General features: G+C 55.1%; 21 protein-coding genes. 4 read left to right on the top strand and 17 right to left on the bottom strand.

The features are described from left to right. Positions 1-42: 42 nt before the first annotated feature. On the top strand, positions 43-636 hold the full coding sequence (gene yhgN, locus QNN88_RS18895; RefSeq protein WP_414241564.1) for an NAAT family transporter YhgN: 594 nt from the start codon (positions 43-45) through the stop codon (positions 634-636). 37 nt (positions 637-673) lie between these two features. Here yhgN and gntU read toward each other — a convergent pair whose 3' ends face one another. The 5 genes from gntU to QNN88_RS18870 form a co-directional block, all read right to left on the bottom strand. Continuing rightward, entirely contained in the window at positions 674-2,014 is a 1,341-nt protein-coding gene (gntU, locus tag QNN88_RS18890; protein WP_042998460.1) for a gluconate transporter, read from the bottom strand. 3 nt (positions 2,015-2,017) lie between these two features. Continuing rightward, positions 2,018-2,545, bottom strand: coding sequence for a gluconokinase (gene gntK, locus QNN88_RS18885; RefSeq protein WP_042322982.1), 528 nt, complete (start codon positions 2,543-2,545; stop codon positions 2,018-2,020). A gap of 139 nt (positions 2,546-2,684) precedes the next feature. Then, a complete protein-coding gene (gntR, locus tag QNN88_RS18880) occupies positions 2,685-3,680 on the bottom strand; it encodes a gluconate operon transcriptional repressor GntR (RefSeq protein ID WP_414241563.1) in 996 nt (331 codons plus the stop codon). 90 nt (positions 3,681-3,770) lie between these two features. After that, on the bottom strand, positions 3,771-4,466 hold the full coding sequence (locus QNN88_RS18875; RefSeq protein ID WP_046498377.1) for a pirin family protein: 696 nt from the start codon (positions 4,464-4,466) through the stop codon (positions 3,771-3,773). Between the two features lie 123 nt (positions 4,467-4,589). After that, entirely contained in the window at positions 4,590-5,627 is a 1,038-nt protein-coding gene (locus QNN88_RS18870) for an oxidoreductase (protein WP_414241562.1), read from the bottom strand. Between the two features lie 446 nt (positions 5,628-6,073). Between QNN88_RS18870 and yhhY the strand changes: the two genes are divergently transcribed. Then, positions 6,074-6,562, top strand: coding sequence for an N-acetyltransferase (gene yhhY / locus QNN88_RS18865; RefSeq protein WP_414241561.1), 489 nt, complete (start codon positions 6,074-6,076; stop codon positions 6,560-6,562). Between the two features lie 82 nt (positions 6,563-6,644). On the opposite strand, the gene ggt is transcribed toward yhhY, so the two are convergent. Further along, positions 6,645-8,390: a gamma-glutamyltransferase gene (gene ggt, locus QNN88_RS18860; protein ID WP_414241560.1), complete on the bottom strand. Its 1,746-nt coding sequence runs from the start codon at positions 8,388-8,390 to the stop codon at positions 6,645-6,647. Positions 8,391-8,510: 120 nt separating this feature from the next. Here ggt and QNN88_RS18855 point away from each other — a divergent pair, with 120 nt between their 5' ends. Further along, on the top strand, positions 8,511-8,888 hold the full coding sequence (locus QNN88_RS18855) for a DUF2756 family protein (RefSeq protein WP_414241637.1): 378 nt from the start codon (positions 8,511-8,513) through the stop codon (positions 8,886-8,888). Here the strand turns inward: QNN88_RS18855 and ugpQ are convergent. From ugpQ to livK, 10 genes are all read right to left on the bottom strand, one after another. After that, a complete protein-coding gene (ugpQ, locus tag QNN88_RS18850; RefSeq protein ID WP_414241559.1) occupies positions 8,872-9,618 on the bottom strand; it encodes a glycerophosphodiester phosphodiesterase in 747 nt (248 codons plus the stop codon). The genes QNN88_RS18855 and ugpQ overlap by 17 nt on opposite strands. After that, entirely contained in the window at positions 9,615-10,685 is a 1,071-nt protein-coding gene (locus tag QNN88_RS18845; protein WP_414241558.1) for a sn-glycerol-3-phosphate import ATP-binding protein UgpC, read from the bottom strand. Before QNN88_RS18845 ends, ugpQ begins: the two co-directional genes overlap by 4 nt. A gap of 1 nt (position 10,686) precedes the next feature. Next, on the bottom strand, positions 10,687-11,532 hold the full coding sequence (gene ugpE, locus QNN88_RS18840; RefSeq protein WP_414241557.1) for a sn-glycerol-3-phosphate ABC transporter permease UgpE: 846 nt from the start codon (positions 11,530-11,532) through the stop codon (positions 10,687-10,689). Further along, complete coding sequence (gene ugpA / locus QNN88_RS18835) at positions 11,529-12,416, bottom strand: sn-glycerol-3-phosphate ABC transporter permease UgpA (RefSeq protein ID WP_414241556.1); 888 nt, start codon at positions 12,414-12,416, stop codon at positions 11,529-11,531. The genes ugpE and ugpA overlap by 4 nt, the downstream gene beginning before the upstream one ends. A 99-nt stretch (positions 12,417-12,515) precedes the next feature. Next, on the bottom strand, positions 12,516-13,832 hold the full coding sequence (ugpB, locus tag QNN88_RS18830; protein ID WP_414241555.1) for a sn-glycerol-3-phosphate ABC transporter substrate-binding protein UgpB: 1,317 nt from the start codon (positions 13,830-13,832) through the stop codon (positions 12,516-12,518). Positions 13,833-14,097: 265 nt separating this feature from the next. Then, positions 14,098-14,811: a high-affinity branched-chain amino acid ABC transporter ATP-binding protein LivF gene (gene livF / locus QNN88_RS18825; RefSeq protein ID WP_414241554.1), complete on the bottom strand. Its 714-nt coding sequence runs from the start codon at positions 14,809-14,811 to the stop codon at positions 14,098-14,100. Between the two features lies 1 nt (position 14,812). Then, positions 14,813-15,580 (bottom strand): high-affinity branched-chain amino acid ABC transporter ATP-binding protein LivG, encoded by a 768-nt coding sequence (gene livG / locus QNN88_RS18820; RefSeq protein ID WP_042323002.1) that lies wholly within the window; start codon positions 15,578-15,580, stop codon positions 14,813-14,815. Then, complete coding sequence (gene livM / locus QNN88_RS18815; RefSeq protein ID WP_414241553.1) at positions 15,577-16,854, bottom strand: branched chain amino acid ABC transporter permease LivM; 1,278 nt, start codon at positions 16,852-16,854, stop codon at positions 15,577-15,579. Before livM ends, livG begins: the two co-directional genes overlap by 4 nt. Next, positions 16,851-17,777, bottom strand: coding sequence for a high-affinity branched-chain amino acid ABC transporter permease LivH (gene livH, locus QNN88_RS18810; RefSeq protein ID WP_414241552.1), 927 nt, complete (start codon positions 17,775-17,777; stop codon positions 16,851-16,853). The genes livM and livH overlap by 4 nt, the downstream gene beginning before the upstream one ends. A gap of 170 nt (positions 17,778-17,947) precedes the next feature. Continuing rightward, a complete protein-coding gene (livK, locus tag QNN88_RS18805) occupies positions 17,948-19,057 on the bottom strand; it encodes a high-affinity branched-chain amino acid ABC transporter substrate-binding protein LivK (protein WP_414241551.1) in 1,110 nt (369 codons plus the stop codon). 420 nt (positions 19,058-19,477) lie between these two features. Here livK and panM point away from each other — a divergent pair, with 420 nt between their 5' ends. Beyond that, entirely contained in the window at positions 19,478-19,861 is a 384-nt protein-coding gene (gene panM, locus QNN88_RS18800) for an aspartate 1-decarboxylase autocleavage activator PanM (protein WP_414241550.1), read from the top strand. Between the two features lie 97 nt (positions 19,862-19,958). Here panM and livJ read toward each other — a convergent pair whose 3' ends face one another. Then, positions 19,959-21,059, bottom strand: coding sequence for a branched chain amino acid ABC transporter substrate-binding protein LivJ (gene livJ, locus QNN88_RS18795; protein WP_142764811.1), 1,101 nt, complete (start codon positions 21,057-21,059; stop codon positions 19,959-19,961). Positions 21,060-21,152: the final 93 nt, after the last annotated feature.

Raw genomic sequence — 21,152 nt, 5'->3', positions numbered from 1 at the left:
AGCGAGCAGAAAGTCCGCGGCAATTATCAGGGAATTTGAGTTATGAATGAAATCATTTCTGCAACCGTTTTATTGATCCTGATTATGGATCCGCTCGGTAACTTGCCCATTTTCATGTCCGTACTGAAACATACCGAACCGAAACGGCGTCGGGCGATCATGGTGCGCGAGCTGTTTATTGCGCTGTTGCTGATGCTGATTTTCCTTTTCGCGGGCGAGAAAATTCTCGCATTCCTGAATTTGCGAGCCGAAACGGTTTCAATATCCGGAGGTATTATCCTGTTCCTGATCGCTATCAAGATGATCTTCCCCAGCGCCACCGGAAACAGCGCCGGGCTGCCGGCAGGCGAAGAGCCTTTTATTGTCCCGCTGGCGATCCCGTTAGTTGCCGGTCCAACGATTCTGGCCACGCTGATGCTGTTATCACATCAGTACCCGAATCAGATGGGACATCTGGTCATTGCTCTGCTGCTGGCCTGGGGCGGCACGTTTGTGATTCTGCTGCAGTCGTCGCTGTTTCTGCGTCTGCTGGGAGAAAAAGGGGTGAACGCGCTGGAACGCCTGATGGGATTGATTCTGGTGATGATGGCGACCCAGATGTTCCTGGACGGCATTCGGATGTGGATGAAGGGATAATACAATTTGGCCGGGCAATCGCCCGGCCTACCTTTTTTCAACTGAGCAGTGAAAACGCCACCATACCCACAATGGCGCCGACAGTGCCGAGGATGGTTTCCATCATCGTCCAGGTCTTCAGCGTTTGTGCTTCTGTCGCACCGGTGAATTTCCCGAACAGCCAGAAACCGGCATCGTTCACATGACTGACGACGATCGAACCGCCCGCGATACAGATAGACAATGCCGCCATCTGCGCCCCGGAGAAGTTCAGTTGTTCAATTACCGGCATCACCAGTCCCACCGCCGTTAAGCAGGCGACAGTCGCGGAGCCCTGAATGATACGCACCGCTGCCGCCAGCACGAAGCAGGTAATGGCAATCGGCAAGCCCATTCCGGTCAGCGCTTCACCGAGGGCCGGGCCCACGCCAGAATCCACCAGCACCTGCTTGAAGACACCGCCAGCACCAATCACCAGCAGAATGATCCCCGCCGGTTGCAGCGCATGACCACAGATCTCCATGACCTTATCTTTCGGCATCCCCTGACGCATCGCCAGGCCATAAATCGCCACCAGACAAGCCACCAGAATCGCGGTGAACGGGTGTCCGACAAATTCAAACCACTGGTAAGCCGTAGAACCGACCGGCACAAAGCGTGCGGCGATGGTTTTCAGCCCCACCAGCACCAGCGGCAGCAGGATCAGCGACAGGCTGAAGCCAAAGGAGGGCATTTTGCCCTCGCCCAGGTGCGGTTCGGTAATATCGTCAGGAATATTCAGCTCAACGTAGCGGCTGATAAAATTGCCCCACAGCGGCCCGGCGATGATCATCCCCGGAATCGCGGCGCACAGACCAATCAGAATCATCCAGCCGAAGTCGGCGTGCATCTGCGAGGCGAGCAGCATCGGCGCGGGCCCCGGCAGTAGAAATGCCGCGGCCGCCGCCACGCCCGCAAACAGCGGGATCACCAGCTTCACCAGGTTCGTACCGGTATGGCGCGCCATCGAGAATGCGACGCTAATCAGCAGAACAATGGCCACTTCAAAGAACAACGGTAACGCGCAAATGAGTCCCGCCAGCCCAATCGCATAGTGCGCGCGACTGTGGCCGAACGATTTCAGCATCTTGACCGCAATCTGATCGACCGCGCCCGTTTCATGCAAAATCTTGCCGAACATAGCCCCCAGAGCGACCACAATCGCCAGGAAGCCCAGCGTTCCTCCCATCCCTTTTTCCATGGTCGCCGCGATTTTATCGAGCGGCATACCGGAAAAGAGACCTGCACCAATAGACACCACCATCAAAGCAACGAAGGCATGCATACGTGCCTTCATCACTAAAAACAACAGCAGCAGAACGGAGCCTACTGCTGTTAAAACAAGCGTTAATGTACTCAAAACTTACTGCCTTTTATTAATGACCTCGATGGTGCTGGCAACAACACCTTCCAGCGGCTGATCGATATCCACCACCAGTACATCGTTTTCGTCAGCACCTGGCTCCTGCAGCGTTTCAAACTGAGTTACCAGCATCTGGGTTTTGAAGAAATGGCCTTTACGCGCCTTCAGACGGCTTTCGATCACGTCGAAATCGCCTTTCAGGTAGATGAAAGAAAGGTTTGGATTACCGTCACGCAGCAGATCACGGTAGTGTTTTTTCAACGCGGAACAAACGATCAGCGACACTTTATTGGTACGCTGCATCGCAAATGCAGCGTCATTCAGCGCCTGCAACCACGGCTTACGGTCGTCATCATTGAGTGGCTCACCGGACGCCATTTTCTCAATGTTGCGACGCGGATGGAGAAAATCACCATCAAGAAACGCGGCATGCAGTTGATGCGCCACTTCGCTGGCGACAGCGGATTTACCACTGCCCGATACGCCCATCAGAACGTAAATGTGGTGATCATGGTTAGTCGTGCTCAAAGTAGTGCCCCCACAGTACAAGGTTCAGAAATTGTTACGGGTAACAGTTATCGGTAACATTGTCCAACCTGATTAAAACAGAAGCAATATCCAAATGTGCGAGAAGTGAATAAGTGTGAGCTACTTCAAACTTGTCGGTTTAAATAGATCCACCCGGTGACAAGGTGAAACCTAAATCTAACATTTTTGGCGTGACGCTCTCTCCACGGATACGCGCCAGCAGACGTTCTGCGCCAATGCTGCCCATTCGCTCGCGCGGCGTCAGCACGCTGGCCAGACGCGGCTCCATCACCTGGCCGATATCATGACCGTGGAAACCGGCGATGGCCATGTCGTCCGGGATTTTCAGCCCTAAACGCTGGCATTCAAAGGCTGCGCCCACTGCAAGGTCGTCGTTAGTACAGAAGATACCGTCCAGTTGCGGATACTCGCGACGCGCCTGACGGATAAGTTCAATACCCGAGGAGTAAGAAGAAGACTGCTCCACCATCACACTATAGGGCGCCAGACCCGCATCCAGCATCGCCTGTTCGTAACCCTTCTGTTTGATGATAGTACGTTCGTCGAGACGTGCCCCAAGATAGGCGACGTGACGATGTCCGCGCGCGATAATCGCAGCGGTCATCTGACGCGCGGCTTCAAAGTTGTCAAAACCCACAGCAATATCGAGGCAAGGTGACTGGCTGTCCATCAGTTCCACTACCGGAATTCCCGCCACCTCGATCATTTTTAACGTGCGCGGGGTATGAGTGCGCTCAGTCAGGATCAGTCCATCGATGTTCCAGGAGAGCATCGATTCCAGCCGCTCCTGCTCCATCTCCGGCTTATAGCCGTAGTGCGCCAGCATAGTTTGATAACCATGCGCATCCGTCACGGCCTCAATGCCGCGTAAGACTTCAGAAAAAACCTGATTGGTTAATGACGGTAGCAGAACGCCAATGGCCCGGCTGGTGGCGTTAGAGAGAATATCAGGCGCGCGATTGGGAATATAACCCAGTTCATCAAGTGCAGCAGCGATCTTGCCCCGCAGGGCAACGGAGACTTGCTCCGGGTTACGCAAAAAACGGCTGACCGTCATTTTGGTCACGCCAACACGGTCAGCTACATCCTGAAGTACGGGTCTTTTCTTCTTCATCGTCCTGAGAAATCGTAAGTGAGAGATTTGCTCAGTTTATCACGGACAAAGCGCAACCTTCCCCGTTTAAAGGGAAGGTTGCGTAATTATTTATACGGGCGGCAGATCAAACAGCAGGATTTCACTATCGCTGTCGGCATGGATTGAGAGCGCCTGCTCATCCCAAATCGCCAGACCGTCGCTGGTGGTGGCTTTCGTGCCGTTAATGCTCACCTCGCCTTTGACCACCTGGATCCAGACGCGACGTTCTGCGGCAATCTGATGCACGGACTGCTCACCTTTCACCAGCGCCCAGCGATACAGTTCCATGTCCTGATACACTTTCAGCGAACCGTCACGTGCATCCGGCGAAAGTACCAGCTGTTTGCCCTGTGTGGCGTCGAAGCGGCGCTGCTCGTAACGCGGCGTGATGCCATTTTTTTCCGGAATGATCCAGATCTGATACAGGCGCAGACGATCCGTTTTGCTCGGGTTGTACTCAGAGTGACGGATCCCGGTTCCCGCGCTCATAATCTGGAACTCACCCGCCGGCACCTGCTCTTTATTGCCCATGCTGTCCTGGTGTTCTACCGCGCCTTCCAGCACGTAGGTCAGGATTTCCATGTCTTTATGCGGGTGAGTACCGAATCCCTGACCGGCGTCGATCACATCGTCGTTAATCACGCGCAGTGCCGAAAAGCCCATAAAGTTGGGATCGTAGTAATCCGCAAAAGAGAAGGTATGCCAGGAATCCAGCCAGCCATGATTCGCGTGGCCACGGTCGTTTGCTTTGCGTAAGTAGATCATTGTGTTCACCCCCAGATGTTTTCGATGGAGTTAGTGTGGACCGAATCCATCATCAATCATAGAGGGTGAAAATTGACTCCTCTGTTCAAAAATTATGAACAACCCTTGAGGAGTCAATTCGGCTTATCGGGCGAGGGTAATGGTGGATGGAGAGGCCTGTTCGAATGCCCGTTCAAGGAGTTCAAGGTTGGTCAGAACGTCAGATTCCTTGACATAATTTGGCGCGCCGCTGGTGATGGTTTTAAACAACGCATCATAGACGCGACCGTAGTCGCCGGTTTCCGGTTTTAGCTCTTCTTTCACCGTCACGCCGTCGTCATTCACGTACTCCAGCACACCCACGGAATCATCCGCCGCGAAACCTGGCTCGCCCGGCATGATATTAGCCTTCAGGCTGGTTTCCTGCTGGTCAATGCCGTACTTGATAAACGACCCTTTGGTGCCGTGAACAATAAACTTCGGGTAGTCGATTTTCACCAGATGGCTGGTTTTGACGATAGCCTTTAAATCACCGTAAAACAGCTGAGCTTCGAACGTGTCGTCCGGGTTGGCTTTATTGCGCAGACTGCGAATGTCATACGTGACGTGGTCCGGACGCCCGAACAGAGAGATGATTTGGTCCATCGTATGCACGCCAAGGCCATAGAACGATCCATCCTGCGGCAAACCCGGTTTGCTTTCAGCGACCGGACGGTAGTAATCGAAGTGACTTTCCACTTCCACGATCTCACCGAGTTTGCCGCTTTCAATGGCTTTTTTGGCGGTCAGGAAACAGGAATCAAAGCGACGGTTCTGGTACGGCGTGACGGTCAGCCCTTTGCTTTGCGCCAGTTCAAACAGGACTTTCGCTTCAATCATCGTCGGGGTGAAGGGTTTCTCAACCAGCACGTTCTTTCCGGCTTCCAGCGCCCGTTTTGCGTAGTCAAAGTGGCTGTCGGCGTGGGTACAGATGATGACCAGTTTGACCTGTGGATCATCGAGAACTTCATTCAGATCGCTGGTGAAATGGATGTGCGAGTAAATCGGCGCCTGCTCTTCCGGCTTCGCATGGCGGCGGAAGATATGCGCCACATGCCAGGTGTCTTTACGGTTGAGAACGTACGGAAGATGGTAGCGAGTCGCACTCTTGCCGAATCCGATAAATGCGCAATGTAACGTCATGGTGGCGTCCTTTTTGAAAAACGATGCATACACCATAGCGCAAAGCGCAGAGAGACTAAATGCGGGACGTCCCTGGAGAAGGGGATGCCGATGCAGACCGATCGGCCGTCGGCGTCGCGGTCAGTTTGTTCACGGCAAGCGCACAGGGCCCGGAGCGTACTTAATGTACGTGAGGAGCACGAGCACCTGCCGGGGACAAAATGACAAGTAAGCCAGGCTGAAAAAAACCAAAAAAAAAGCCAGCACCCGGCTGGCTAAAGTAATACTGGAAGCAATGTGAGCAATGTCGTGCTTTCAGGTTCTCCGCGAGGGGTCTTCCTGAACGCAAAGCAATAATAATCATTCTCATTTGCACTTGTCCATTACTTTTTGCAAAAAAATGCCGTTGACGGTGTTTTAAATCTCAGCGACTGTAACTACGCCATTAACCCTGAAGGAGATAAGGAATGACTGAGATAGTGATACGCCACGCTGAAACCAAAGATTACGACGCGATTCGTCAGATTCACGCCCAGCCGGAGGTGTATCACAACACGCTACAGGTTCCTCATCCTTCCAGTGAGATGTGGCAGGCGCGACTCGCCGAACAGCCTGGCATCAAACAACTTGTCGCCTGCGTTGGCGATCGCGTGGTTGGACATTTGTGCATTGCCGTCGCTCAGCGTCCGCGCCGGAGTCACGTCGCAGATTTTGGCATTTGCGTCGATACACACTGGCAAAACCGCGGTGTCGCCAGCGCGTTAATGCGGACCATGATCGACATGTGCGACAACTGGCTACGCGTTGAACGCATTGAATTAACGGTGTTTATCGATAACGCGCCCGCCATCGCGGTGTATAAAAAATATGGTTTTGAAATTGAAGGCACCGGCAAGAAGTACGGCTTGCGTAACGGCGAATATGTCGATGCCTATTTTATGGCGCGGATGAAGTGACAAATTGCCAGGTGGCGCTTACCGGGCCTACGTTTGTACAGTGGCAGGCCCGGTCAGGCGACTCCGCCACCCGGCAACAAAATCAATACCCCGCCGTTAAATCGTCCACGCTACGGGGGTCAGATGCGCCGTACAGCGCGCCGTCGGGCCCTACCATAATGCTCTGTGTGCTGCCCATCGCCTCTTTCAGAACCACTTTTTGCCCTTTCTGCTCAAGCAATTTAAGGGTATCGGGGCTGAAGCCTTTCTCCACACGCAGCTCATCCGGCAACCACTGATGATGGAAACGCGGAGCGTTGGTGGCTTCCGCCACATTCATACCAAAATCGATGCTGTTCACGACCATTTGCAGCACAGTGGTGATAATCCGGCTCCCCCCCGGACTGCCGGTAACCAGCCAGGTTTTATCGTCTTTCACCACAATGGTGGGCGACATGGACGATAGCGGACGTTTCTTCGGCCCAACGGCGTTAGCATCGCCGCCCACCAGACCATAGACGTTAGGCACGCCTGGTTTCGCCGAGAAATCATCCATCTCATTATTCAGCAGAATACCGGTGTTACCCGCCACAATGCCGGTGCCGAAGGTGGTGTTGAGGGTATACGTCACCGCCACGGCGTTACCGTCTTTATCCACCACCGAGAAGTGGGTAGTCTGGTTACTCTCGTAAGGCGCAAGCTTGCCTGGGCGAATTTCACTGGAGGGTTTCGCCTTGTTGATATCAATCCGTTCGGCAATGGATTTGGCGTAATCTTTGTTGGTCAGCGCCTGCCATGGCACCTTCACAAAATCCGGGTCGCCCAGATATTCCGAACGATCGGCATAGGCCTGTTTCTCCGCTTCCGCCATCACCTGCATCGCATCCGCACTGCCGAAACCGTATTTCTTCATATCGAAGTTTTCGAGGATATTCAGGATCTGCACGATGTGAATACCGCCAGACGACGGAGGCGGCATCGAGAAGACCTGATACCCACGATAGTCGCCGCTAATTGGCGTGCGCTCTACCGCTTTATAGTCTGCCAAATCCTCTTTGGTCATCAGCCCGCCGTTTTTCTGCATCTCCTGCGCTATCTGGTCGGCAATCGCCCCTTTATAGAAGGCCTCCGGCCCCTTTTCCGCAATCAGCTCAAGGCTTTTCGCCAGGTTCTTCTGCACCAGTTTGTCACCCTTTTTCAGCGGCTCGCCGTCCTTCCAGAAAATGGCTTTGCTGTTTTCGTGATTCGGAATGACTTCACTGCCGTAGGTTTTGAGATCGTCCGCCAGCGCATCGTTCACCACGAAGCCTTCTTCCGCCAGTTTAATAGCCGGACGCACCACCTTGTTGAGCGGCAGAGTGCCGTATTTTTCCAGCGCCAGCGAAAAGCCTGCAACGGTGCCCGGCGTGCCGGAGGCGAGGTGCGAGGTCAGCGATTTTTTACTGTCCGGATTGCCCTGATCGTCAAGGAACATATCGCGCGTGGCGTTAGCGGGGGCCATTTCGCGAAAGTCGATAGCCGTCGTATTGCCATCTTTGGTTCGCAGCAGCATAAAGCCACCGCCACCCAGATTCCCTGCCTGTGGATGCGTCACTGCCAACGCATAGCCGACAGCAACGGCGGCGTCCACCGCATTACCACCCTGTTTAAGAATATCTACCCCAACTTCTGTCGCCAGCGCATCCACCGAGGCCACCATCCCCTGCTTCGCACGAACGGGATGGAACACATCCTCTTCCACACCATACGAGACCGGAGGCGGCGGAGGGGGGGCAGCAAGCACACTGAAACAGCTTCCTGAGAGCAGAGCAGCAAGGGCTACCCGGCGCAAAAACGTCGGTTTCATCATCGTTATTCTCCGTTGGATGCGGGGTCAGCCCCCCACTAAGCCTGGTGCATAACTCTGAAATAATCATCGTTTTGCCGGGAAAGGGATAAACTTAAGAGAGACCTCAGAGGAGGAAAGATGATGAAACGATATTTAATTTTGACAGCGCTCCTGCCGTTTGCCTGTCTCGCACAGCCAATTAACACAATGAACAACCCGAACCAGCCGGGCTATCAAATCCCCAGCCAGCAGCGGATGCAAACGCAAATGCAGACGCAGCAGATCCAGCAGAAAGGGATGTTAAATCAGCAATTAAAAACGCAGACGCAGCTCCAGCAGCAGCACCTGCAAACGCAGATGAACAACAACCAGCAGCGCATCCAGCAGGGTCAGGTCCGCGAACAGCCACTGCCCAATACCAATGGCGGCATGTTGAGTGGCGGTGCGCAACAGCAGAGCGGCCAGCAGCACATGCTACCGCCGCGTCAGAATGGCGATATGCTTAACCCGCAGCCGTAAAGTCCGGGCCAATCACATCAATCGCATCAGTACAAATGCAGTCCACACCCCAGCGTAGCAGTTCAGCCGCACGCTGGGGTTTGTTGACGGTGTAGACCAGAATATGGAGCCCTGCGTCTTTCAGCATTTTCACCCGCGCTTCATCCAGCAGCTTATGGTTCAGGTGAATCGACACACACGCCAGGCGCGTGGTCAGTTCGCGCCAGTCATTACGCCACTCGTCAAGCAGCAGTCCCCGCGGTAACTCAGGCACTGCGGCTTGTGCCGCTTCCAGCGCGTCAATTTCAAACGACGACAATAGCGGCGCGGGCATCCCCTGCCACAGATCGCGCGCGGCCAGCGCAATCACTTTTCCCGTCAGCGGTCCGGTGCCGGTGGTTGGTTTAATTTCAATGTTGGCCATCATCCCGTGTTGACGACAGCGCTCCGCCACCTGCGAGAGCAGCGGCAGCGGTTCGCCTTTAAACTCGCCGCTGTACCAGCCACCGGCATCCACCCGCAGCAAATCCTGCCAGTTGAGCTCTCCCGCCACGCCCCAGCCGTTGCTGGTGCGCTCAAGGTTATCGTCGTGCAGCAGGAAAATTTCCCCGTCCTTCGACAGCTTCGCGTCGAACTCGATCATGGTGTGCCCGTAATGCGCGCCGACGTCGATCGCCGCCAGCGTATTTTCCGGCGCCAGTTTACCGCCGCCACGATGGGCGACAATGCGAGGATACGGCCAGTTGCTCATATACGTTGTCCTGTTTCACCCTCAAAAAGGTGCAAATGATTTTCCGGCAGATGCAGCCACAACGTACTACCTGCCTTTGGGCGCTCCTGATGGGCCAGACGCACCACCAGTTTCTGATCGCCCCAGCGACCGTGCGCCAGATTATCGGCGCCCAGCATCTCCAGCGTGTCCATCACCAGCGGTACGCCACCCGCCGCCTGCGAGCTTAATGCAATATGCTCCGGGCGGATACCGAGCGTCATCTTACGCCCGGCGTAACCGCGATAATACCCGTTGATCGGCAATGCCAAACCGCTATCCAGTTCAAAGTGGGTGCCGGTATGGCTGATACGCCCTTCCAGCAGGTTCATTGCCGGACTACCGATAAAGCTCGCCACAAAGCGGCTGGCCGGTTTTTCATAGACCTCTACCGGCGTGCCAATCTGCTCGGCAATGCCTTTGTTCATCACCATCACGCGCTGGGCGAGGGTCATCGCTTCGACCTGATCGTGCGTCACGTACAGCGAGGTGGTTTTCAGACGACGGTGCAAATGTTGCAGCTCCAGGCGCATCTGCACGCGCAGTTTGGCATCCAGATTCGACAGCGGCTCATCAAAAAGAAACACCGCCGGGTCACGCACGATAGCGCGTCCCATCGCCACGCGCTGACGCTGACCGCCGGAGAGTTCGCGTGGACGACGTTTGAGTAGCCCGTCCAGTTCGAGAATCCGCGCCGCTTCTTTCACCCGCTGTTCGATGTGGCCCTTGCCCATTCCGCGAATTTTCAGCCCCCACGCCATGTTTTCTTCCACGCTCATGTGCGGGTAGAGCGCATAGTTCTGGAAGACCATCGCGATGCCCCTGTCCTTCGGCTCCATTTCGGTAACGCGTTGGCGGTCAATCCAGATATCCCCGGAAGTGACGCGCTCCAGCCCGGCGACCATACGCAATAATGTTGATTTCCCACAGCCGGACGGGCCAACCATCACGATAAATTCCCCGTCCGCCACGTCGAGCGTTAACGGTTGAATCACTTGGGTTTTGCCATCCCAGCTTTTGGTGACTGCCTGAAGTTTTAAACCTGCCATCTTATTTCTCGCTATCGACCAGGCCGCGGACAAATGCGCGCTGCATGGCTAAAACAATGACTACGGGTGGGATAAGGGTGAGCAACATCGCCGCCATCACCTGGTTCCAGAGGGTGGTGCCTTCGCCGGTGGCGATCATGCCTTTGATGCCCGCCACGGCGGTACCGAGGTTGACGTCCTGAATAATCAGCAGCGGCCACAAATACTGATTCCAGCCGTAGATAAAGGTGATCACAAACAGCGCCGCCAGATTAGTTTTCGACAACGGCAGCACGATGTCGCGGAAAAAGCGCATCGGCGAGGCGCCGTCGATGCGCGCCGCTTCAATCAGCTCGTCCGGCAGGGTCATAAAGAACTGGCGGAACAGAAAGGTCGCGGTCGCCGAGGCCATCAGCGGCAGGGTTAAACCCGTGTAGCTGTCGAGCATTCCAAGATTGGCAATGACCTCTACCGTCGGGAAGATACGCACCTCTACCGGCAGCATCAGAGTGATGAAGATCATCCAGAAGAACAGATTACGCAGCGGAAAGCGGAACCAGACGATGGCGAAGGCCGAGAGCATCGACACCGTGATTTTGCCGACCGTAATCCCGAACGCCATGATGAAGCTGTTGAGCATCATCAGCCAGAACGGCGCGCTGTTGGCGCCCACGCCCTGGGTCCAGATGGTCTTCATGTTCTCGAACAGGTGCGTACCGGGGATGAGCGTCATCGGCGTTTCAAACACCGCTTTCGTGTCCAGCGTGGCGGCGACGAACGCGACATACAGCGGGACCAAAATCACCGCAATTCCCAGTATCAACAGGGTGTGGCTGAAAAGCGTCAGCCCGCGACGGTTCTCAATCATTGGTAACGCACCTTACTTTCCACATAGCGGAACTGCACCACCGTGAGGATGATGACGAGGAACATCAGTACCACCGACTGCGCGGCGGACGCAGAGAGATCCAGCCCGGCAAACCCTTCACGGTAGATCTTATAAATCAGCGTGGTGGTGGCCTGCACCGGGCCGCCAGCGGTCGCGGCATCGATCACCGGGAACGTATCGAAGAAGGCGTACACCAGATTGACCACCAGCAGGAAGAAACTCACCGGCGCGATCAAGGGTAACGCCAGCCTGAAGAAGCGGCGGACCGGCCCTGCGCCATCGATCGCAGCAGCTTCAACCAACGAACGCGGGATCGATTGCAGCGCGGCAAAGAAGAAAAGGAAGTTGTAACTAATCTGCTTCCAGACAGAGGCAAAAACGACCAGGAACATTGCCTGTCCGCTGTTCTGTGCATGGTTCCAGTCATAACCAAACTGCTCAAGGAAATGGGTAATTAGCCCACGCCCTGGGTTAAACAGGAAAATCCATAATACGGCGGCGACCGCAGGGGCTACGGCGTAAGGCAGCAGCATCAGCGTTTGATACAGACGGCTGCCGCGCACGACGTAATCCACCAGCGCCGCGAAGAACAACGAGACCAGCAGGCCGCTGAAGGTCACCAGCGCGCTGAATTTGATCGTCGTCCAGAAGGCGTCGAGGTAGTAGCGGTCATGCAACAGCGTGGCGAAATTATCCAGCCCGACAAACTGGCTCGAAAGCCCAAACGGATCGACGCTTTGCAGCGAATACCACAGCGCTTCGCCTGCAGGCCAGATAAAGAAAATAACGGTGATGACCAACTGTGGCGCAACCAGCAAATATGGCAGCCAGCGGGAACGGAACACCGGACGGGATGATGACATAAGGGGTGATTCCTGAACGGCGCCGGATGGCGCTACGCTGATCCGGCCTACAGGTTCACGTAGGCCGGGCAAGGCGAAGCCGCCACCCGGCATTTCATATTACGATTTGGTCGACTGCTCAAAGCGGCGCAGCAGCTGATTACCACGTTCTACCGCAGAGTCCAGCGCCTGCTGTGGCGTTTTCTTACCGGTCCACACGCTTTCCAGCTCTTCATCAACGATGGTGCGGATCTGCGGCATATTGCCCAGACGCAGCCCTTTGGTGAACGGCAACGGCGGCTTGTTCAGCATCTGACGCGTTGCGATGTCCGCGCCCGGGTTCTTGCTGTAGAAGCCCTGCTCGCGGGTCAGGTCGTACGCGGCTTTGGTGATCGGCAGGTAGCCGGTCTTCTGGTGCCATTCGGCGGCATTTTCAGGCTTCGCCAGGAAGTCGAGGAACTCGGCTACGCCTTTGTAGGTGCCCTTGTCTTTACCCTGCATCACCCACAGGCTCGCCCCGCCGATGATGGCGTTCTGCGGCGCGCCCTTCACGTCAGCATCGTACGGCATCATGCCCACGCCGTAGTTGAATTTGGCATAGTGGCGGATATCCGCCAGCGAGCCGGACGAGGCGGTGGTAATGGCGCAGTCGCCGTTGTAGAACTTCTCGGTGGATTCATCTTTACGCCCGAAGTAGCTGAAATCGCCCTTCTTGTTCAGTTCTTCCAGCAGCGCGATGTGTTTTACCTGTTCTGGTTTGTTGAACTCCAGCACCGCATCCGTGCCGTCGAATCCGTTGTTTTGAGTCGCCACCGGCAGGCCGTGCCAGGCGCTGAAGTTTTCAATCTGGATCCAGCCCTGCCAGCCGCTGGCGTAGCCACACTTCATCCCCGCCGCTTTCAGCTTCGCGGTATAGTCCGCCAGATCCTGCCAGGTTTTCGGCGGCTGCTCCGGATCTAAGCCCGCTTTTTTGAAGGCGTCTTTGTTGTAGTACAGCACCGGCGTGGAGCTGTTAAACGGCTGAGACAGCAGGTGGCCGGTTTTTGAATCGGTGTAATAACCCGAAACGGTCGGCACAAACTGCGATTCGTCGAAGTGAATACCCGCGTCTTTGAACACTTCATACACCGGCTTGATGGCTTTGGAGGCCATCATGGTCGCGGTGCCGACTTCATAAACCTGCAGCAGTGCCGGTGCATTTCCGGTACGAAAGGCGGCGATACCGGCGCTCAGGCTCTGCTCGTAGTTGCCTTTGTACACCGGCACAATTTTGTAATCAGGGTGGGTGTCATTGAAACGTTGCGCCAGGGAGTCAACCTCTTTACCCAACTCCCCTTCCATGGAATGCCAGAACGGAATGGTGGTCACAGCCATTGCGTTCGTCACAAAAGCCAGACCAACAGCCAGACCCAAAGCGGTGTGTCGTAACGATGTCATTGTCATCTCTCTTATTATGCCGGATGCGCGATATCACGCGTTTTGTGCTCGCGAGGTAACATGACATGCGCGAATGACAGAAAGATAACCGTTAGATGACGAAGCGGTGACAACCAGGCTTCAGGTGAATGACGTTTCAGTGGCAAGAAAACAAAAAAAAGCCGGGTGGCGTCTTCGCCTTACCCGGCCTGCATCGGATGTAAACATCGAACGTCGTGTAGGCCTGATAAGACGCAATGCGTCGCCATCAGGCATCACAAACCGTTTAACCGCCTAAATACGCGCTGCGTACCGCTTCGTTTGCCAGCAATGCGTCGCCGGTGTCTTCGAGAACGACATGGCCGTTCTCCAGCACGTAGCCACGGTCCGCCAGCTTCAGCGCCTGATTGGCGTTCTGCTCAACAAGGAAAATGGTCATCCCCTCTTTGCGTAGCTGTTCGATGGTGTCGAAGATCTGCTGGATGATAATCGGCGCCAGCCCCAGCGACGGCTCATCAAGCAGCAGCAGGCGCGGTTCGCTCATCAGCGCACGACCAATCGCCAGCATCTGCTGTTCACCGCCGGACATGGTACCCGCACGCTGAATACGACGCTCATGCAGACGCGGGAACAATTCGTATACCCACTTGATGCGTTCCTGGAACTGATCGCGCTCGGCGAAAAAACCGCCCATTGCCAGATTCTCTTCCACCGTCATGCGGGAAAACACACGACGCCCTTCCGGCACAATCGCCACCGCTTCGCGCATGATTTTCGCTGTTTGCCAGTCAGTAATGTCTTTGTCATCAAACACAATCCGACCGCTGGTTGCTCGTGGATCGCCGCACAGCGTGCCGAGCAGCGTGGTTTTCCCCGCGCCGTTCGCGCCAATCAGGGTCACAATCTCACCCTGATTGATGTGCAGGCTCACCTCGTGCAGCGCCTGAATTTTGCCGTAGTGGGCACTGACTTTGTCAAAGGACAACATGACTTTTTCCATCTTATGCCTCACCAAGGTATGCGCGGATCACGTCTGGGTTATTACGAATCTGCTCCGGCGTCCCGTTCGCCAGCGGCGTGCCCTGGTTCACCACGTAAATACGGTCGGAAATTCCCATCACCAGCTTCATATCGTGCTCAATCAGCAGAATGGTGGTGTTGTGATGGTTACGCAGTTCAGCAATCAGCTCGTCCAGCTCTTTGGTCTCTTTCGGGTTAAGACCCGCAGCCGGTTCATCCAGCATCAGAATCTCTGGCTGCGTCACCATGCAGCGGGCAATCTCCAGACGACGCTGGTCGCCATAGGCCAGGTTGCTGGCCTGGCGGTTCGCATGTTCCAGCAGCCCGATACGCTCAAGCCAGGTGGCGGCTCTGTCCAGCGCTTCGCTCTGCGCACGACGAAATGCCGGGGTTTTCAGCAGACCGGAAAACACACCGCTTTTCAGTTGCTGATGCTGTGCCACCAGCAGGTTTTCAATCACCGTCATTTCGCGAAACAAACGCACGTGCTGGAAGGTTCGCACCACACCCATCCGGGCAATTTGCTGGCCCGGCAGCCCTTCAAGGTGCTGATCGCGAAGCTTAATGGTGCCACCCGTTGGCTTATAAAAACCAGTCAGGCAGTTAAATACCGTCGTTTTGCCCGCCCCGTTTGGGCCTATTAGCGAGACGATTTCCTGCGGATGCAGTTCCAGTTCAACATTGTTTACCGCCAGCAGACCGCCGAAGCGCATCATCAGGCCGTTAACCGATAATAAGGGCTGACTCATGCCTGCTCTCCTTTCGCTTCCCCGTTTTTCAGCTTCAACTGTGGACGGGTCATCGGCAGCAAGCCCTGCGGACGCCAGATCATCATCAGTACCATCAAACCACCCAGCATCAGCATGCTGTATTCATTGAAGTCACGCATCAGTTCCCGCGACACCACCAGCAGGATAGCCGCAAGGATCACCGCAAACTGCGAGCCCATCCCGCCGAGTACCACAATCGCCAGTACAAACGCCGATTCAGCAAAGGTGAACGACTCAGGGCTGACAAATCCCTGACGCGCGGCGAACAGCGTACCGGCGAAACCGGCAAACGCGGCGCTGATGGTGAAGGCGGTCAGCTTGATGCGCGTGGGGCTTAAGCCTAACGAGCGGCAGGCAATCTCATCTTCACGCAGCGCTTCCCACGCCCGTCCCAGCGGCATGCGCAGCAGACGGTTTATCACAAACAGGCTCAGCACCACCAACAGCAGCGCGACCAGGTAGAGGAAAATCACCCGGTCGGACGGGTCGTATTTGACGTCAAAGAAGTTACTGAAAGTATCCCAGCCGCCTTCACGCGCCGTACGGCTGAACTCGAGACCAAACAGCGTCGGTTTCGGGATCTGGCTGATCCCGTTCGGACCGCCGGTGATTTCAGTATTGTTGAGCAGCAGAATACGGACGATCTCACCGAATCCCAGGGTCACAATCGCCAGGTAGTCGCCGCGCAGACGCAGCACCGGAAAGCCCAGCAGGAAGCCCGCCGCCGCTGCGACCAGTCCCGCCAGCGGCAGGCAGGTCCAGAAGCCGAGACCGTAATAGTGGTTCAGCAGTGCAAACGTGTACGCGCCAATCGCGTAGAAGCCGCCGTAGCCCAGCACCAGCAGGCCGGAAAGCCCGACGACGACGTTCAGCCCCAGGCCGAGAATGATATAAATCATGGTCAGCGTGGCGATATCCACCGTGCCGCGAGAAACCATAAACGGCCACGCGACGGCAATCACCAGCAGGGCAATCAGGAACAACTTCTGTTTTACAGTTGAGCCATCAATCGCAGGCAGAATAAACTTCGGTCCGGAGACGCTCTTCAGGCTCTTCTGGAATACCGGACGCAGCATCTGGAAGAAAAAGACCACGGCAGTGCCGATAAATACCCACTGCCAGCGGATGTCAGCAGCGGTATCCACCACCAGTTTGGTGCCATCCAGCTCCAGTTGTACGCCCATAAAGACGCCCGCCAGCACGAAGAACATCGCGGCAGAGAGCAGCGCCATCGCAAAATGCATCGGTTTCATACTTTCTCTACCTCCGGACGACCCAGAATCCCGGTCGGCATCACCAGCAGTACCAGAATCAGCAGAGCGAATGACACCACGTCTTTGTATTCCGTACTCAGATAAGCAGAAGAAAGCGCTTCCGCGACGCCCAGAATCAGGCCGCCGATCATCGCGCCTGGAATGCTGCCGATCCCGCCAAGCACCGCTGCGGTAAAGGCTTTCATCCCGGCCATAAAGCCGATATAGGGGTTGATCACTCCGTAGAATTGCCCGAGCAGCACGCCGGCCACCGCTGCCATCGCTGCGCCAATCACAAAGGTCAGCGCAATCACGCGATCCGTGTTAATCCCAAGCAGGCTGGCCATTTTCAGGTCTTCCGCACAGGCGCGGCAGGCGCGCCCCATGCGGGAGTAACGGATAAAAATGGTCAGTGCCAGCATCGCCAGGAAGGTCACAATCCAGATAACCAGTTGCATGGTGGTGATCGAGGCGGAGAAGTTTTCGCTGGCCCCTATCACCCATTGCCCGTTGAACAGGCTGGGCAGCGCCACGTCGCGCGAACCTTCCGTCAGGCTAACGTAGTTTTGCAGGAAGATAGACATCCCAATGGCGGAAATCAGCGCAATCAAACGTTTGGAACTGCGGACGGGCCGATAGGCCACCCGCTCAATGCTCCAGCCGTAGGCGCTGGCAATGATAATCGCCCCAATGAATCCGGCCGCCACCAGCAACCAACTGGTATCAATCCCCATCATCATGAGTGCCGCGATAATCATAAAAGAGACATAGCTACTGATCATGTATACCTCGCCGTGGGCGAAGTTGATCATGCCGATAATGCCGTACACCATGGTGTAGCCGATAGCGATCAGCGCGTAGGTGCTTCCCAGCGTGACGCCGTTAAACATCTGCTGCAAAAAGTAGAGAAACTGCTCGGACATAAAATAACCTTTTAAACCCGACATACCGGGATGTTGAACCCACTCTAAATAATTCGAGTTGCAGAAAGGCGGCAAGTTTGCCCATCCCCAGGAGCGTACACATCGTACGTGACTGGGGTGGGTGAACGCAGCCAACGCATCTGCGGCTCGAAGTATGACGAGTGGTTGCCTTATTTGGCGGCCGTGGATGACCCATCGGCGTGCCACTGGAAGACACCAAATTCAAATCCCTTTAGATCGCCTTTTTCATCCCATTTCAGCGGCCCAATGACGGTATCAGCACCGTTTGTTTTTAAATCTTTCACCAGATCCAGCGGCGCGTTGCTGCCTGAACGATCCATTGCCGTGGCCAGTGACTGCACGGCGGCGTAGGTGATCCACACGTAAGGACCGGTCGGATCTTTTTTATCGGCTTTCAGCGCATCAACAATCGCTTTGTTAGCGGGATCCTGGTCATAGCGTTTAGGCATGGTAACCAGCATGCCTTCAGCTGCTTCACCGGCGATATTCGACAGCGACGCATTACCTACGCCTTCCGGCCCCATGAACGTGGTTTTCAGGCCGACGGAACGCGCCTGGCGCAGCATCTGACCCATTTCCGGGTAGTAGCCGCCGTAATAGACAAAATCGATGTTCTCTTTTTTCAGACGGGCAATCAGGGCAGAAAAGTCTTTCTCGCCTGCAGTAATGCCGTCAAAAAAGACGATATTGGCATTTGCCGCTTTCAGCGCATCCTGAACAGAGCGCGCCAGGCCTTCACCGTACTGCTGTTTGTCATGAATGATCGCGATGCGCTGCGGCTTCACGCTCTCAAGAATATATTTTGCCGCGGTTGGTCCCTGGGAGGAGTCCAGCCCGGCGGTTCGCATAATGTGCGCATAGCCACGCTGCGTCAGTTCCGGGTTGGTCGCGCCAGGCGAGATCATCAGAATGCCTTCGTCTTCGTAAATGTCTGACGCTGGCTGAGTGGAAGAAGAGCAGAGGTGACCAATGACATACTGAATACCGTCGTTGACGATTTTATTCGCCACCGCGACGGCCTGTTTGGGATCGCAGGCGTCGTCATATTCCACGCCTACCAGTTTGTCACCTTTGATGCCGCCTTTCGCGTTGATGTCTTTAATGGCCTGACGCGCGCCGTTAAATTCCATGTCGCCCCACTGAGCCACCGGGCCCGACATCGCGCCCACTACGGCAACTTTAATATCCTCTGCCATTGCCGCCTGTGACATCGCCAGTGCAATCACCCCTGCGATGATCGTTTTCGCATTCCGTTTCATTTACTGAATCCCCATTCGTGATGTACTTATTTTGTATTTATATGGTTAAAAAGCAGACTGTGCTTTTTTTGCACTACTCTATTTTTACCAGTCTGATTAATGGTTTAGCGCAGTATTTTCCGCAAATACAGCGTAAAACCTCTATTTTTCAGTCTATTAAGAACAGATAATATTCTGCTTTTCACCATAGATAAACAAAAAAAAGCGCAGTTGTCAGCATAAAATAACGGGACAATGAGCCGAATAAAACACTACCTTCCAGGGTATTATCCTGCCTGTTTTTCATTCTCTGATGTTTCGAACTGAGGTTCTGACCGTCATAAAATTAATCACCTGCCAAATGATTAAAAAAAGAGAAAGCGTCCGGATGAATTATTTCGGTACACTTGCACTCTCTTTTGTGATTTGGACATGCTGTCGATGAAGCTGACCATCCTTCGTTTAGAACACTTTAGCGATCAGGATCTGATCGACCTGGGCAAAATCTGGCCGGAGTATTCCGCCGCCTCATTAAGCGTAGATGAAACGCACCGAATCTACGCTGCGCGCTTTAATGAGCGGTTGTTAGGTGCCGTTAGGGTCACGCTGAGCGGCACTCAGGGCGCGCTGGATTCGCTGCGCATCCGTGACGTCACGCGGCGTCGGGGGGTGGGAAAATATCTGGTAGAAGAAGTGATCCATGATAATCCGAACGTCTCCTCCTGGTGGATGGCGGATGTCGGCGTGGAAGACCGGGGCGTCATGGCGGCGTTTATGCAGGTCCTGGGCTTCACCGCACAGCAAAACGGCTGGGAAAAGCGTTAAAAAAGCCGGGTGGCGGCTTGCCTTACCCGGCTACATTCGCTAGCGTATTTTCCCAGGACGGTAGGCCGGATAAGCGCCAGCGCCATCCGGCATTCCATTACTTCGCGTCGGTCGCTGTACCGTTGGCATGCCAGTCGAAGACGCCGAATTCAAAGCCCTTCAGGTCGCCCTTCTCATCCCACGACAGCGGCCCCATTACGGTATCCACGGAGTTCGCTTTCAGCCAGGTGGCGATTTCAGCCGGATCGGCTGACTGGTTCAGGCCCGCCTGCAGAGACTGCAGCGCGGCGTAGGTGGTCCACACGAACGCACCGCTCGGATCTTGTTTTTTCGCCTTGATCGCATCGACGATAGGTTTGTTCGCAGGTACCTGGTCGTAGTTCTTCGGTTTGGTCACCAGCAGACCTTCAGCCGATTCACCGGCGATGTTAGACAGGGAAACGTTGGCCACCCCTTCCGGACCCATGAACTGCGTTTTCAGACCCGCAGCACGCGCCTGACGCAGGATCTGGCCCATTTCCGGGTGATAACCGCCGTAGTAAACGAAGTCGATATTCTCTTTCTTCAGACGCGCCACCAGCGTGGAGAAGTCTTTCTCACCGGCGGTGATACCGTCAAAGAACACCACGTTAGCGTTGCCCTTCTTCAGGTTTTCCTGCACGGCACGCGCCAGACCTTCACCGTACTGTTGTTTGTCGTGAACGATCGCGATGCGCTGCGGCTTCACTTTTTCCAGAATGTATTTCGCGGCGGTCGGGCCCTGGTCTGAGTCGAGGCCCGTGGTGCGCAGCACCAGCTTGTAGCCACGAGAGGTCAGCTCCGGTGCCGTTGCTGCCGGGGTGATCATCAGAATGCCTTCGTCTTCGTAGATGTCAGACGCGGGCTGAGTCGAAGAGGAGCACAGGTGACCGATAACGTATTTGATGCCGTCATTGATCACTTTGTTGGCGACAGCGACCGCTTGTTTCGGGTCACAGGCATCATCATATTTTACGATCTGCAGTTTTTCGCCTTTGATTCCGCCTTTGGCATTAATGTCTGCAACCGCTTGTTCTGCGCCAGTAAACTCCTGGTCGCCGTACTGGGCTACCGGACCGGACATCGCACCGACAACAGCGACTTTAATATCGGCCTGAGCCATGGTGCTGAATGCCAGCGCGATACATCCTGCCAGTAACGCTTTACCCTTCATATTCATCCTGACTTTCCCCATTCTTATGGTTATTACGATTGTTGTGATGTTGTTATGTAGCGCTTTATTTCAATTATAGGTGTGCGGCTCGCGCTTTTT

The sequence above is a fragment of the Citrobacter sp. ANG330 genome, from assembly GCF_047467925.1.
In the GTDB taxonomy this organism is placed as follows: domain Bacteria; phylum Pseudomonadota; class Gammaproteobacteria; order Enterobacterales; family Enterobacteriaceae; genus Citrobacter_A; species Citrobacter_A amalonaticus_G.
This window is presented reverse-complemented; position numbering and strand designations above follow the sequence as displayed.